We start from the raw sequence: 14,129 nt of genomic DNA on the forward strand, positions 1-14,129 counted from the left end.
AGAAATATTACCACCATACTTGTTTGCCGTTTTCAAAAGTGAAGATCCTGGTATCTCTTATTTCCGAATCAGAGGTAAGCAGGAATAAAGCGTTTGACGGAACGTTCTTAAATTGTAAAGAGGTGGTTTTTGCCGTTTGGGTACCGATAGACTTCCACTCGTAATCCGACCAATATTTAAGCTCATAGGTTTTTCCCGGCACGATAAGATGATTTTTTGGAATATCAATTTTCGACATAAACTGAATGCTGTCAATGCTTACCGCATGCCCAAGGTCTAACCCAACCCAGGATGAAGCCTTGCCGGCGCTGTATGCTGTAAGGGTATTTCCGTCATTGATGGTTTTATAAAGAGCGTATTCATCCTTCTGGGGGCCTAAAGTATTTGCTGTAACTTTTTGTCCGTTAGCATATACCTGTAGTTCGGCGATATTACACTTGTTTTGCGTACCGGATATAAATCTGATATATCTAAATTTTTTATCGATTTTGAACGTGTTCCACTTTGGCAACGAACGTACTGTGAAAGTATGAAGATCCTCCGCGTCAGAAAAATCTGCTTTGCTGGCGCCTTGAATTTTGCCGCCCTTTGCCATATCGGTTTGATAGCTTTCGGCAACAATGGGATAAACGCGGTCACAAATAACGTCGTTTATTTTCTTTTCAAAATTTGCCGCAAGGTATTTTAAACTTCCGTTTTTGTCCATAATAAACGGAGCCCCCGAAGCTAATACGCCATATTTGGTGAAATAAACAGGAAGGAATACCGCGCCGCCCTCTACTTTTTCAAATTTAACATTTTGGGTAGTTGTTTTACACCACGCTATGGGCACCCAGTTAACGTTATCAAATACAGCTAAATAAACAAAGTTGTCCTGTTTGTCTTTTAGCCGGATGTTAACATCATGAACCGTTGCATATTCGTCGGTTACGTCGGTTAAATAGGGGTCTCTAAGAAAATAAGGTATGGTTTGATTTTTTGGAGCAATGGCGGCCAGGCTTTTGGGGTTTTTAACAAAATTATTCCTGTAAACTTTTCCCCTAACCGTTTCTGGGCGATGTGGTGTGCCGGGACTATCTTCGGCCCCTAGAAAAGGTATCGCTTTCCCATTTTTATCTATTACCACGTTCCAGGTATGTCCCTGTCTTCTGTAAGGCCATTGCGGCAAAAAATCAAAAGAAACGGGTATGCCTACTGATCGCATGGCATATATTCCCAGATCGACCATTTCCCTGCATGATCCAACCCTGTATTTGATCAAGGTTGACGAGTTATAATTGGGCAGAAAAGCCGCGCGACTTGATAAAACCCAGCCATCTTTAATTAACTCATCATTGATGATCTTACAGGCATCAACAGCAGTTAAGCTTCCGGACTTCTTTCCGACAAGTAGCTGGTCAAATTTTTGAGATATAGCTGTTCTATCGCTGGCAGGTATCTCGTCAGCAATTCTATAAGGTAATATGTAGTGGCAAAATTGATCAAAAGAATAATCTTTACCCCATGGCTGCGATCGCCAAACGCGAAACGCCTCATCTATATTATTAATCAGTTGATCTGATTGCACATTTTCAAGATCAAATTTTTTGGCAGGTACGTGTTGCGCGTAAGGACCATAGATTTCGTTGAAAGATTTTAATATATATTCGCCATGATTCACATCCCGCAGTACCAATTTGGGGTAATCCAAATAGTTTTTTAAAAACTCATCCTCCAGGTAATATTTTGTATCGAGGTTTTTAATTAAAAATTTAGCTGCTTTAAGTTTAAGGCTATCTTCCGGATGTTCGGCGTAGTGAGATAAAACTTTAAGTATCTCTGACTGATTAGTTCCGGCATGCTGTAGCGCGGGTTGTAAATCATCCGGTACGGTGAAGGACTTGCAGGCAGTCAAAAGCCAAATGCCTGGCAGAATAAATTTACTAATCTTCATAAGGAAATAGGTCTAGATTTTTTAATTTAGAACAAATTAGCTAATAATTAAATCCTAAACCAATAATGAAGTCTTTTTTTGCATTGATTTGTATTTTTGCGTGTATAGCAAGCTGCCGATCGACAAACAATAATGTTTTGTTGTTTGACGAAAAATGGAAATATAAATTAGACGACTCCTCAAAATTTTCCAACCCCGGATATGATGTAAATCACTGGACATCATTGGATAGCACGTCGGTTTTTAGCCCGGAAGATATGGGTAAGCAAGGCGATGTGGTTTGGTATAGAAACAAAATATTAATACCGGTCGCCGTAAAAGATCTTCCCGGCGTAAAGAAACTGGAGTTTTTTTTAGGGCTACTTGACGATTATGACCAATTGTATTTAAACGGGCATTTAATAGGTAGTAATGGATTTACGGGTGATACAAGCTTTAAAAACCCTAATTGCCTGCCAGCAGGCGCAAAAAAATATGAAGTATCCATAAATGATAAGGCCATTAAATGGGGCGAAGAAAACGTTATTGCCTTAAGGCTTGGTAATACACATGGCCAGGTTGGGCTAAGTGCTGACCTAAGCGTCCGGACATCGAAGCTAGGGCTCTCAGCGCGCAAGAAGATTAACGCCGGTTGGCAGTTTTTAAACCAGGATGTTGATATGGCCACGATAAAAACAAGGAACGATTTAAAATGGAAGCCGATCAATCCCGGTATACTATGGGAAAACCAGGGTTATGATAGTTATGACGGTATTGCCTGGTATAAAACCACTTTAACGCTTCCGAACCAGATAAAAACCTCGGAAAACAAAGCGGTAAGGTTTTATTTAGGAAAGATAGATGATGTAGATCAGGTGTTTCTTAACGGTGTGATTATCGGGCAAAACAGTAAAACACTCAAACCAAATGAAGCCGGTACAGAGCGTTTTAAAGATCATCCCACTTTAGCAGGAAAAGACAGAACGTACGATCTGGATGTAAACGATCACCGCATTTTATGGGGTAAGGAAAATGTGTTATATGTAAGGGTTTTTGATAGTGGCGGCGGCGGCGGCATAGTAGGCGAACCTTATTTTAACACGCTTAAATCGGGGGATAATATCAGGGTGGATATTACCAAACTGTACCAGGTAAATAGTACTAACGGTATGGATACAATAGCAGTGATCCATAACAATAACATCAATGCCAAATTTAACGGAGTTGTTCGATACAGTATTAAAAAACAAGGAAGTAAGTTGTTAACTGAAAAGCAAATACCCATTGTGATTAATCCTAAAGATTCTATCACAGTTCCCGTATCCATATCCGTTTCAAAAGAAATTATCGAATTAAGTTTCCTGGTTGATAACAAGGACGGATCAAATATCTTTTATGATAAAATTAAACTACCATTTGTACTATCTAAATGACCAATCTATTTTCTAAGCTATTATCTGAAATAAAAAAGACAGATAAAACAATACTGGCATTTGCCATCCATCTCGTTATAGCGTTGCTTGCTTACTCGGCATTAAATATTATAGGCTACAAAAAATACATCATTCCTACTGATGCTAATTTAATAAGGTTTGATGCCTATTGGTATTACTCTATTAAGGAATATGGCTATATATACATACCAAAAACCGGGTGCAATCTGGCCTTCTTCCCGTTATTTCCATTTCTTTGGCGGCTAACTGATCTAACCCCCATGGGTATCAGCATTTTTAATGTGGTGCTATTTGGTGCGGCCTTTACGTTTCTTTTAAAAGGCCAAAAGCTTCATCACAACTTCATACTTTTTATTTGCGCTATACCTTCATTCATTTTTTTTGCGGTGCCTTATTCAGAGTCGTGTTTCTTTGTTTTTTGTACGCTTATTTTAACAGGATACAAAAGAAAATCCGACACGTTATTATATATCGGGTTGTTTGGAGCATCGTTGGTCAGGTCTGTAAGTATCCTGTTTATACCGGCTATAATAATCTGCGACCTGGTAGTATTCAGTTCGCAAAAACAGAAAAAAGCAGCAGCTTTAAAAACAGTTTATAAACTAATAGCCACCTTGTCCGGATTGTTGATAGCAGCCTATTGCATGAGTATAGGCAACGACAAATGGTTTTATTTTTTCGAAATACAAAAGTATTGGAACAGGCATTGGCTTGTACCACAATTCCCGTTAACCACTTATTCGCCTGAGCGGGTTTTAGGTGTAGATGGTATTGCATTTACATTTGGATTGCTGGCGCTATATTTTTGTTGCAAATGGTGCTGGAGTTTCCTTCACAAAACCCGGACTGAGGAAATTAAGTTGTATATCAGTTCTGATGTGTTATTTTCTATGCTATATGTGTTAGGAATTATGATCATCGATACCTGTTTTACGTTTAATACAAGCACTGGTGCATCAAGCATATGGAGCTCAAACCGTCACGTTTTATCTACTCCTTTTTTCATCATAATTTTGATCTATTTTTATAAAGAGTATTTCCCCCGGGTAAAGGAACTGGTGTTGATTGCTTTCTTAATAGTTTGTTGTCTGTTTTTGACAGGCGTTTACGCGTATCCCGTTTTACCAACTTTTGGCTTATTCTTTACTTTTTTTGTGTGCCTGTTTTTACTGAAATATGTACCGGCGTTTAACCGGTATTTCATTTTTTATTACGCGTTGGCGGTGTTTTTGCAAATAGCATTCTATACCGATTTTTTACATGATAAGTGGATTGGGTAAAAATTTATATTGAGGGCTAAGCTAGCACTCAATTCTGTAAGAAACCGGTGTTGCGGCAGGCGTATTAAAAATTTATGCTGAAGGTATGATAGGGTGCCTGGTAATTATAATTTAAGTTAAACCCATTGTTATCGCATATCTGTTTTGCCAGTGTAAGCCCCAGGCCGCTACCCTCGGATTGTGCCGATTTATGGAAACGCTGAAATATAACCTGCGGATCAAGTTCTTCGGCCAGGCTTGTATTTTGAACCTCCAGTTTATCGGCCTTAAGTATCACAATAATATAGCCGCCGGGTATGTTGTGCCTTACCGCGTTGCTCAACAGGTTGTTTAATAAAATATCCGCCAGTACCTTGCTCATGCTTTGGTTGGTGTCGCCAAGGCGGATGTGTAAGTTAAGCTTGCGCGAAGTAAATATTTCCTGGAACTCGCTCAATGCTTCTTCTAAAGCCGTTTTAAGGTTTACCTGTTCGTGCTCGTTTAGCAGTTTGTTCTCAATTTTGGTGAGCAGCAGCATGGCCTTGTTAAGGCGCGTAAGCTTGCCTATGGTGGTATAAACGTCGGTTATCAGGCCGGCCTGTTTCTCGCTCAGGTCGCCGGTTTGTATCAGGGTATCCAGTTTGGAGTTGATCACAGCTACCGGGGTCATCAGCTCGTGCGCGGCATTTTCAATAAAGCGTTTCAACTCTAAATAATCATGCTGCACCCGGGCGGCCATGGCCGATATTTCTACGTTCATGTCCTTAAACTCGTCAACCGGGGTTTGCAGGGCGGTAATGCTGGTTTGGTCTGTCAGGTTAAAGCGTTTTATCTGCCTCAGCATATCATAAAAAGGCAGCCAAAGGTTACCAATTACCCAGCGGTTAATGATGATGATCACCAGGATCAAAATAACGATGATACCCAGGGTGATTAAAAATATAACCTGTATCAGGTCCTCCGTTTCAACGGTTGATTTGATGATGGTGATACGGTGATTAACACTTTTTACCTTTACCGAACTAATGAGGCTACGACCAATCTCGAGGTCGGCATCCTGCGGGTTTTTACGATAATTAACATCAATAAATTGACGATTTACAGCAGCATTGCCCACCGGTTTGAAAGTGATATTAAGGTGCTCCGACCGAAAAACCTGCGGCAGTTTGTTGTTGACTTTTACATAGTCAAATATCTCATGCTCCTCCACCACCAGTTCCTTGTCAACCTGTGCGGTTAAAATATAGCTAATGGTGAAATAATAAACCACGCCGGTTATTAGCATCACTACAATGGTTGCCAAAAAACTCAGTTGGTTGTATCGCGCAAGCAGTTTCATTTAGCCGGTAAATTTATAACCCATGCCGTAGGCAGATTGTATGTAATCTTTAGCTCCCGCGTCCATCAGTTTTTTACGCAGGTTTTTTATGTGCGAATAGATGAAATCAAAATTATCGGCCATATCAATACCATCGCCCCAAAGATGTTCGGCGAGCGCGTTTTTTGATATCACCTTGCCCTTATTGGCTATAAAATATACCAGCAAACCATATTCGCGTTTGGTTAGTTTAATGGCCTTGTTGTTTACGGTTACGCTTTTAGCCAACACATCAACCTTTATCTCGTTAAAAACAATAACCTGCTCGCCATTGAACGATTTGCGGCGTACAATAGCCATTACCCGCGCGCGCAGTTCGGACAGGTGAAAAGGCTTGATGAGGTAATCGTCGGCCCCCAGGTCAAGCCCTTCCAGGCGATCATCTAAGGAGTTTTTGGCGGATATGATGAGTACGCCATCCGCGTAGCGCTCTTTCTTTAGGGCTTTAAGTAATTCCAGGCCGTTGCCATGGGGCAGGGTTATATCCAGTACAAGGCAATCATACCGGTACATATTAATTTTTTGCCGGGCGCTTAGGTAGTCGGCCGCGGTTTCGCAAACGCTGCCCGCGTCGGTAAAGTAATCGTGAATACTTTCCCGCAAACCGGCTTCATCTTCAACAACTAATAATTTCACAATTTTTTAATTCAGTATTAACAGGCAAATCTGTAGGAAATCTGTGATGAAGATACATTATCGGCACATTTCTCCATAATTTCTACAGAATCTACTTGCATTTTGCCGGGATGAACGTGCCATTTTTTATATGCGGGGCAACCATTGGCTCCTTGCGCCAGTATTCAAGGGTACGCTATGATAAAAAACGTCAACACCGAAACCATGTCATCCTATAAGCAAATTGAAGAGCTATTGGCGCTTTGCAAGCGAAGGGGTATTTTGGTGCCGCCCACCTGCAAAACCATACTTAACTATTTTTATAAGGTTGATGATTTTATAGATGCCGAAGAATTGTGGTTTAAAATAAAAAGCGAAGGAGAGGTTATCAGCCTCGCTTCGGTTTACAACGGTTTGCGCTGGCTGTGCGATAAAGGCTATGCCCGGCAACAAACCGATGAAGCCAAACGTTGCAAAGTTTATAAGCTTACCCTGCCTGCTTATGAATTATAGGGGCTACGAAAAAGCCTTCAGTATTAAGCTGAAGGCTTTTTTATGATGGCAGGTTCGCCCTAAAACACCCCAAACGAATACAGATCAGCATCGCGAAGCACAAATTTTAGCTTCACGGTTTTGCCGGCCAGGTCGCTTAGTTTTTTGCCACTTTTCCAGGTGATGTTGTAATCAATTTTATCGCCGGTTGTGCGTGGGGCGTCGGCATCGCCAAAGCTGGGGATTTCTTTACCGGCGGCATCAAGCACAACAACTTTTATGTAGCCAATTGATGAGGTGGAATAGTTGATCTGTAGGTTATCGCCTTGTAATATCAACGGCTTGGTTATCGCCGTGCCTTCCTGAAACTTGGCGTGCAGTGATGCGAAACCGTCTTTGCGTAATATCATGCGCTCCATGTAGCAATCCTTGGTGCCATAAGCGCGGGTAAGGAAGAACGACATTTCGCTATCACCTGTCGGGATAACGCCTAGTGCGGGTATAGAACTACGCGCTGCCCAGTTACGCTGATCAAGCCCCGGTCGGGCGAATGATTCTAGGAACTTACGATCATACTTATTGCCGCCTCTTGAAGTTAGCAGTACCGCGTCTGAAACGCCTTGCCACATACTGCTTGATATGCCATAGGTTTTCATTTCCTCGTCGCTTAATATCCGGCTATCGGGCGAGAATCTAAACGGCATGCTTATCATTATCTGCGGCGCGCGGAAGTAGGCTTGCGTGGCATTAGTGTACAGGTTTTCCATCGGCGTATCGCCAAAGGTCATCTGCACGGGTTCGGTCCAATGCACAAAATCTTTAGATGTTGAGCGGGCAATGGTGCGGATGCCTTTCAACAGCTTGGCGTCGCCGGGTTTATCGTCGGTCCATTTGCGCAGGTATACGGCGTAGCATTGTTCGGCAGGCACCCAAGCCGGTACGTTTTGCGAATCCATGCCGTAGCCATCGCCAAACAGGGCCGTTGTATCTTTAAACCGCGTCCAATGCAAACCATCGGGCGATACAAAGCGGTACAAGCCGCGCTTTACTTTAGGGCTTGAATACACGCCGCCCACAGCCTTATATTTTTCCGCCGCCGGCACACCGGGATTAGCATCATAAAACACCGCGAAATTATGACTGGTTTGCTTGGTAGCATCGCTGGTGTGTACCATGTTATTATTGGTATTACCGTTTAAGGTGATGATACCCAGATTGGGTTTGGTCCAGGTTTTACCGTCGGTGCTTTCGGCGTAACAGGTGGCCTGGTCGGTAGGTTTCGTGCCTGCCCCAATGCCTCGGTAATACATCCTGAACTTTTTGCCATCGTTCACTATCGATACATAGGCGCAAAAACTGCCTTCCCATGGTTTATCAAACTTCACGGCTACGCCTCCCGAAACCGGGGTAGCCAGGCGGTTTTCTACTTTGTTTAGTGATTCGATCACCACATCATCCACAAACAGTTCGCGGCGATTTTGCATCAGCAAGGGTGTTTGCGCGAAGCTGGATATCGCGTTTAACGAAATTAAGGCGGCGGTATATAAAACTGATCTGATCTTCATAAAATATTAAGGTTATAGTAAATACACAAGGCAGGTTGCCCCGCCCTGTGTGTTGTGTTTTAGTTTATGGTTTATCCCAACCCGGGTTTTGCTCCAGGTTTTCGTTCACCACCAAATCGTTAAACGGAATTGGTTTGAGGTATTTATAATCCGGGAAAGCTTTTACGGTATTGGCGCGCCAAATTAACCTGCCACTGGTGCCGTTGCTTAACTTGGTAATGGTGTTGTTAATTACCACGTAAACCACGCCGGCCACTTTACTGGCAGGCACGGCAGATACAAAGCTTACATCGGGCGCGCCGTCTTCGTTCAAATCGTATAGAACGTTCATGGCCGGTACGTAAATGCCGTCGTACTCCTTTTCTATCAGCTTGGCTTGTTTCCACCGCATCAGGTCATCATACCTAAAGTTTTCTACACTAAGTTCAATGGCGCGTTCGCGGCGTATCTCCATCAAAGCAGGCGAGGTTATATCAGCATAAAAATTGGCTGTCATGTAAGGGTCGACAGTTAAAGGCATGGCCAGGTTGGTTATGCCGGCGCGTTTGCGTAAAACGGCAATAGTGTTGGTCCAATCGGCAGCGGTAAAGGTGCCCAGTTCGGCTTTGGCTTCGGCAAGGTTTAATAATACTTCCGCGTAGCGGATAACGGGCATGGAGTTGATATTGGCGGCTTTGGTATCAATCGACTTATCGTCCGTAGTAAACTTCATGATCTGGTAACCGGTAAAGGCCTGCCCAAAATCGGGCGGAGCAAATGAGCCATCGCTGCGTTTTAATGCCCCGCTACGAATGGTTTGGTTCAAACGTTTATCACGATTTTTTACCTCGTCTTTAAATTCGGTTGTTGCATAGGCCGGGTTGTCGGTAAAGCGCGTGCCATCGATATTTAAATAAGTGTTTACAAAGCGTTTGGTTAACGATACGTTACCACCGTAAGTAGGCGACGTGAAAGTCCAGTTAGCATCGTGGTAACGTTTTAAGGTTTCGCTAAAGGTATTGGCCAATATGATCTCGGCAGCTACCGGTGCCTGCGATACAAACAGGTTGCGGTAATCCTTATCAGGTGCATTGGTGTTGTATATCGAATATTGTCCGCTTGTAACCACTGCCTGGGCAGCATCGGCAGCTTGTTGCAGCCATGCATCGGCGCTTGCTGTAAGGCCTATTTCGGTATGATACTTACGGTAAGTGCCTTCAAACAAACATATTCTTGATTTTAAGGCCAGCGCCACAGATCGTGTAACAGTTGATGACGTTGGATCTTTTACATTGTTAATGTACGTGCTTGCAAACGTTATATCCGCCAAAACCGAATCCATTACCAGTGTACGCGGATCCTGCTTTTTGTACAGATCAGCATCAGTAGGTGACAGGGTTTTGTTGTAGAAAGGTACATTACCAAAGTTTTTCACCTTCTCAAAATAAAACCATGCACGGAAGAATTTCGCCAGACCTGCAAAATGGTTCTTTTTATCCAGGGCAATCGGCGCTTCTTTATAGTGCTCTAAAAAGTAGTTGATGTTGCGCAAGGTGCCCCAATCGCTCCAGCCGGTACCGTTTTGGCTGGTGAACACGCCGCTTACATAGGCCGGCACAATATTTTGCGATTCCAGGTCGCCATTGGCATCGCCCGCGTAAATAACTGCCGCGCCCGGTATGGCCGAATTATAAAATGAATTAGCATAAAGCTGCAGGTTCTGCTCGCTCGAGAATGCCTGCTCTGGTGTAAGGCTATCCAGCGGGTGTATGTCCAGCGCTTTTTTGCATGATGTGGTTACCGCTATGGCGGCTATCATTAATATTAATATCTTTTTCATGACCTTCATCAATTAAAATATGACGTTTAAACCAAGTGTATAAGTCTTCAGCATGGGGTAGGCTGCACCCTGTCCCATATCCGGGCGTATCTCCGGATCCGAGTTTTCTATCACCTCCGGATCTATGTCCTTAGTGAGCTTATACATTGGCGAATAGGTGAATAAATTTTGACCGGTAAAGTATAACCTGGCGTTGCTTAAACCAATTTTACTTACCAGCTTTTTAGGCAGCGTATAGCTTAGGGTTATCTCTTTTAAGCGGATGTAGCTTACGTTTTGTACGTAACGGTCAACCGGTGTACCCAACTCCCTGCCGCCGGCTATAACCGGGCCGCGGTAACGCGGAAAATAGGAATCGGGATTAGGATTATCTATCGTCCAGGTGCCTTTTAAAGTATGCTCGGGTATTTGGCCGTACCAGCGGGTGTATTGCCCCCAGAAAGCGCCACTTTCGTTACCAAAATACCAATCGCGTTTAGCAACACCCTGGAAGAACATGGTCAGGCCAAAGTTTTTCCACTCGGTATTGGTGGTTATGCCGTAAGTATAGCGTGGGGTAGTGTTACCGACAATGGTCAGATCGCCGTGATCAGCAAGAGTGTTTTTGCCTGAGTTGATCTTACCGTCGGGCACACCATTCGGGCCGCTAATATCCTGGAACTTGATATCGCCCGGGTATATTTTATTGCCCGATGATACCACGATAGCTGTTTGATCAATGCTGGCAATATCGGCAGCATCTTTAAACAGGCCCGCGAATTTGTAGCCCCATATTTCGCCAATGGTTTGGCCAACATAATAGGTTGACAGCAGCCCGTTAGGGTTATAAAACTTGTCGATTTTTGATACATAATCAGACAAAGTAGCGCGGATGCCATACCGGATAGGATCGCTGCCGGTATTGATGCGGCTGTTCCAGTTTACGATCAGCTCGAAACCACGGGTGGTTAAGTCGGCAAAATTGCCTCTGGGTACCGATGCACCGAAAACACCCGGTAATGGCTGTCCCGCGGTTATCATGTCAGTAGTTTTACGTTTGTACATATCTAAACTGACGTTAAGCTGGCCCTTAAAGAAAGCCATATCTAAACCTAAGTTGGTGGTAGTAGCTTTTTCCCAGGTAAAGTTTTCGGCTAAAACAGGAGGTTGGATCAGGTAGGTAGGGAAGTTGCCATTGATGATCAGGCCCGATTGTGCTGCCCTGATCACACGCTCATACTGATAAGGCGCTATCTGGCTGTTGCCCAGGGTACCGTATGATACGCGGAGTTTTAACAGGTCAAGCCATTTTTCGGTGCCCTTCATAAAGTTTTCGTTAGTGATATTCCAACCAACAATTGCCGAAGGGAAGAAACCGTATTGCGTATTTGACGGGAATTTAGAGGTGCCATCATAACGACCGTTCAATTCCAATAAATACTTGCCTGCGTAATCATAATTTACACGATAGTAGCTACCCAGCGTGGCCCACTGACTGGTAGTTGAAGCTAATTTATAGGTTTGGCCTACGGCGAGGTTAAAGTTTGGCAGGTCGTCAATGATCAAACCATCACGCTGTACTTCCAATCCGTTAAGGTTATAACGCTCGTAGTTACCACCCACTAACACTTTAAAGTTGTGTTTGCCAAACGACTTGGCGTAGGTTGAATACAAGTTGGCCGCGTAGTATTCGGTTTTGGTGGTGTTATTATTTAACCAGTTATTACCCGCGGTAGTTATAACACCCGGTTTGGTACTGTAGGATATGGGTGCAAGGCGCCTTTGATCGCTGATGTTGGTTAGCTGGTAAGTGAAATCGCCTTTTATTACCCACTCCGTTGCTGCTTTAGCTTCAAAACCTACAGTATTTTGCGTTTGGGTTTGATTTAAGATAGAACGGCTTTTGCCGGTGTACAGATCGCCCAAACCATTGTTAGCTGCCGATTGGGTTAGCGTACCATCCGGGTTTAACAGTATGGCCATAGGGATGCCATACAATTTAAGGTTGGTCCAAACGTCATACTGGTTGATAGACTGTAACGGGTAATTGTATTTAAAGGTGGAGAAAGCTGAATTGCCGGTGATTTTTAACCATTTGTTGGCCTGCACACTACCTTTAAAACGTAGGTTGTATTTGTTGAATTTATCGGGGTTATAACGGAAGATACCATCCTGCTGATAAAAGCGACCCGATACCAGATAGTCGGCTTTTTCATTACCGCCCGATACGCTTAGCGATTGATCAAGGGCAGGCATATTATCGGCATATAATTCTTTCAGCCAATCAGTATTGCCATAGTACACATAGTTGCCGTTTGATGGGTTGATAGCCACTTCCGGCTGTCCCGGGTTTTCAGAACGTTTTTTTAACTCATCCAAATAAGCAGGCGAGAACGGGAAAAAGGTATTCACCGTAGTTGGCAGCTGCGCGTAATCATACCAGGCCGACCATGATTCGTTAAACATTTTGGCCCACAGGTAACCATCGTTTACCCATTTGGGCTTGGTGGTACGATCGTTTATCGAGTAGCTTGACGATAGCAAAATATTAGTTTTTTTAGCGCTTGGATTTTTAGTAGTGATCAATATCACCCCAAACACACCACGCGAACCATAAATAGCCGCCGAACCGGCATCTTTCAATACCGTTACACTTTCAATATCATTAGGATTAAGGTAAAGCGGGTCGCCCTGCACGCCGTCTATCAGCACCAAAGCCTCGCCGCCGGCACCTATGGATGTAGCACCACGCACGTTGTATGATGGGTTACGGGTTGGTTTACCATCCGTCATCCGCAGGTTTACGTTGGGTAGCGCACCTTGTAAAGCGCGGGTTACGTTGGGTACGGGCCTGTCTTCAAAGTATTCTTTGCCTACCTGGTCAACCGCGCCAATGGCGTTAATTTTCTTTTGCGTGCCGTAGCCTACAATCAGTACTTCGTTCAGTTTTGAGGTGTCTTCAATCAGCACAATATTAAGCGGGGCATTGCCCGATGTAGCAACTTCCTGGGTGGCAAAACCTATAAAACTTACTACCAGCACGGCGTTATCGTCGGCCACGTTAAGCGTAAACTTGCCGTTAATATCGGTAGATACCCCATTGGTGGTATTTTTTACGCGGATGTTCACACCTGGTAGCGGGGCACCTTTTTCGTCTTTAACAGTACCCGTAATAGTTTTGGCCGGTACTTCGGCCATTACAATTTTGGGTGAAATGCTTACTTGTTTTTGCTGTAGCAACACTGTTTTATCCACTATTTTGTAGGATAAGGGCAGGTTGGTTAATACAGCGGTCAGCGCATCATCAATAGATGCATCGGTAACATGTACAGATACCTTTTTGGTAGCGTCCTCGGTATCGTAAAAAAATACATAGCCTGATTGTGCCTTAATGCTTTGCAGCAGTTTTTCCAGTGGCACGTTTTTTTCGTTCAGCGTAATTTTCTGGCCGAACCCTTTGGCACTTACTTGTACCAAGGTTATCATCAACAGCAATATTGATAGTTTCATAACCAGTAAATATTTATACAGCAGCCGTTTGCCGTTGGGGCATGGGTCCGCATTCACGTTAAAATTCATTACTTTTGTAGCGTTTGGGTTTTTATAAAATAGTTCACCAATTGTTTTATCCCGATACTTGTCGGGAAGGGTAACCC

Annotated in this window: 9 protein-coding genes; 3 read left to right on the forward strand and 6 right to left on the reverse strand. The window is 43.6% G+C overall.

Annotated elements, in window-relative coordinates:
* Positions 1-7: 7 nt before the first annotated feature.
* Positions 8-1,933 carry a hypothetical protein gene (locus AC59JT_RS19825; RefSeq protein ID WP_497402416.1) on the reverse strand — a complete coding sequence of 642 codons (1,926 nt, stop codon included), beginning with the start codon at positions 1,931-1,933 and terminating at the stop codon, positions 8-10.
* 65 nt (positions 1,934-1,998) lie between these two features.
* On the opposite strand from AC59JT_RS19825, the gene AC59JT_RS19830 reads away from it, so the two are divergent.
* Positions 1,999-3,345: a hypothetical protein gene (locus tag AC59JT_RS19830; RefSeq protein ID WP_497402418.1), complete on the forward strand. Its 1,347-nt coding sequence runs from the start codon at positions 1,999-2,001 to the stop codon at positions 3,343-3,345.
* Positions 3,342-4,646, forward strand: coding sequence for a hypothetical protein (locus AC59JT_RS19835; RefSeq protein WP_497402420.1), 1,305 nt, complete (start codon positions 3,342-3,344; stop codon positions 4,644-4,646). The genes AC59JT_RS19830 and AC59JT_RS19835 overlap by 4 nt, the downstream gene beginning before the upstream one ends.
* Positions 4,647-4,710: 64 nt before the next feature.
* Here the strand turns inward: AC59JT_RS19835 and AC59JT_RS19840 are convergent, their stop codons facing one another.
* Both AC59JT_RS19840 and AC59JT_RS19845 read right to left on the reverse strand, forming a co-directional pair.
* Positions 4,711-5,964 carry a sensor histidine kinase gene (locus AC59JT_RS19840; protein ID WP_497402422.1) on the reverse strand — a complete coding sequence of 418 codons (1,254 nt, stop codon included), beginning with the start codon at positions 5,962-5,964 and terminating at the stop codon, positions 4,711-4,713.
* Positions 5,965-6,639 carry a response regulator transcription factor gene (locus AC59JT_RS19845; protein ID WP_497402424.1) on the reverse strand — a complete coding sequence of 225 codons (675 nt, stop codon included), beginning with the start codon at positions 6,637-6,639 and terminating at the stop codon, positions 5,965-5,967.
* 177 nt (positions 6,640-6,816) lie between these two features.
* On the opposite strand from AC59JT_RS19845, the gene AC59JT_RS19850 reads away from it, so the two are divergent.
* Entirely contained in the window at positions 6,817-7,131 is a 315-nt protein-coding gene (locus AC59JT_RS19850) for a transcriptional repressor (protein WP_497402426.1), read from the forward strand.
* 59 nt (positions 7,132-7,190) lie between these two features.
* On the opposite strand, the gene AC59JT_RS19855 is transcribed toward AC59JT_RS19850, so the two are convergent.
* The 3 genes from AC59JT_RS19855 to AC59JT_RS19865 all read right to left on the reverse strand — a co-directional run bounded on the left by AC59JT_RS19855 (position 7,191) and on the right by AC59JT_RS19865 (position 13,983).
* Positions 7,191-8,675, reverse strand: a complete 1,485-nt coding sequence (locus AC59JT_RS19855; RefSeq protein ID WP_497402428.1) for a hypothetical protein — start codon at positions 8,673-8,675, stop codon at positions 7,191-7,193.
* A gap of 64 nt (positions 8,676-8,739) precedes the next feature.
* The gene (locus AC59JT_RS19860) at positions 8,740-10,494 is read right to left on the reverse strand and encodes a RagB/SusD family nutrient uptake outer membrane protein (protein ID WP_497402430.1); all 1,755 of its coding nucleotides are present in this window, start codon (positions 10,492-10,494) and stop codon (positions 8,740-8,742) included.
* A gap of 12 nt (positions 10,495-10,506) precedes the next feature.
* Positions 10,507-13,983 carry a TonB-dependent receptor gene (locus AC59JT_RS19865; protein ID WP_497402432.1) on the reverse strand — a complete coding sequence of 1,159 codons (3,477 nt, stop codon included), beginning with the start codon at positions 13,981-13,983 and terminating at the stop codon, positions 10,507-10,509.
* Positions 13,984-14,129: the final 146 nt, after the last annotated feature.

Source organism: Mucilaginibacter sp. A3364, from assembly GCF_059690715.1.

What these genes read in the sequence shown, in the direction of transcription:
- AC59JT_RS19825 (WP_497402416.1), bottom strand. Translation starts at nt 1,933, where the DNA reads ATGAAGATTAGTAAATTTATTCTGCCAGGCATTTGGCTTTTGACTGCC.
- AC59JT_RS19830 (WP_497402418.1), top strand. Translation starts at nt 1,999, where the DNA reads ATGAAGTCTTTTTTTGCATTGATTTGTATTTTTGCGTGTATAGCAAGC.
- AC59JT_RS19835 (WP_497402420.1), top strand. Translation starts at nt 3,342, where the DNA reads ATGACCAATCTATTTTCTAAGCTATTATCTGAAATAAAAAAGACAGAT.
- AC59JT_RS19840 (WP_497402422.1), bottom strand. Translation starts at nt 5,964, where the DNA reads ATGAAACTGCTTGCGCGATACAACCAACTGAGTTTTTTGGCAACCATT.
- AC59JT_RS19850 (WP_497402426.1), top strand. Translation starts at nt 6,817, where the DNA reads ATGATAAAAAACGTCAACACCGAAACCATGTCATCCTATAAGCAAATT.
- AC59JT_RS19855 (WP_497402428.1), bottom strand. Translation starts at nt 8,675, where the DNA reads ATGAAGATCAGATCAGTTTTATATACCGCCGCCTTAATTTCGTTAAAC.
- AC59JT_RS19860 (WP_497402430.1), bottom strand. Translation starts at nt 10,494, where the DNA reads ATGAAAAAGATATTAATATTAATGATAGCCGCCATAGCGGTAACCACA.
- AC59JT_RS19865 (WP_497402432.1), bottom strand. Translation starts at nt 13,983, where the DNA reads ATGAAACTATCAATATTGCTGTTGATGATAACCTTGGTACAAGTAAGT.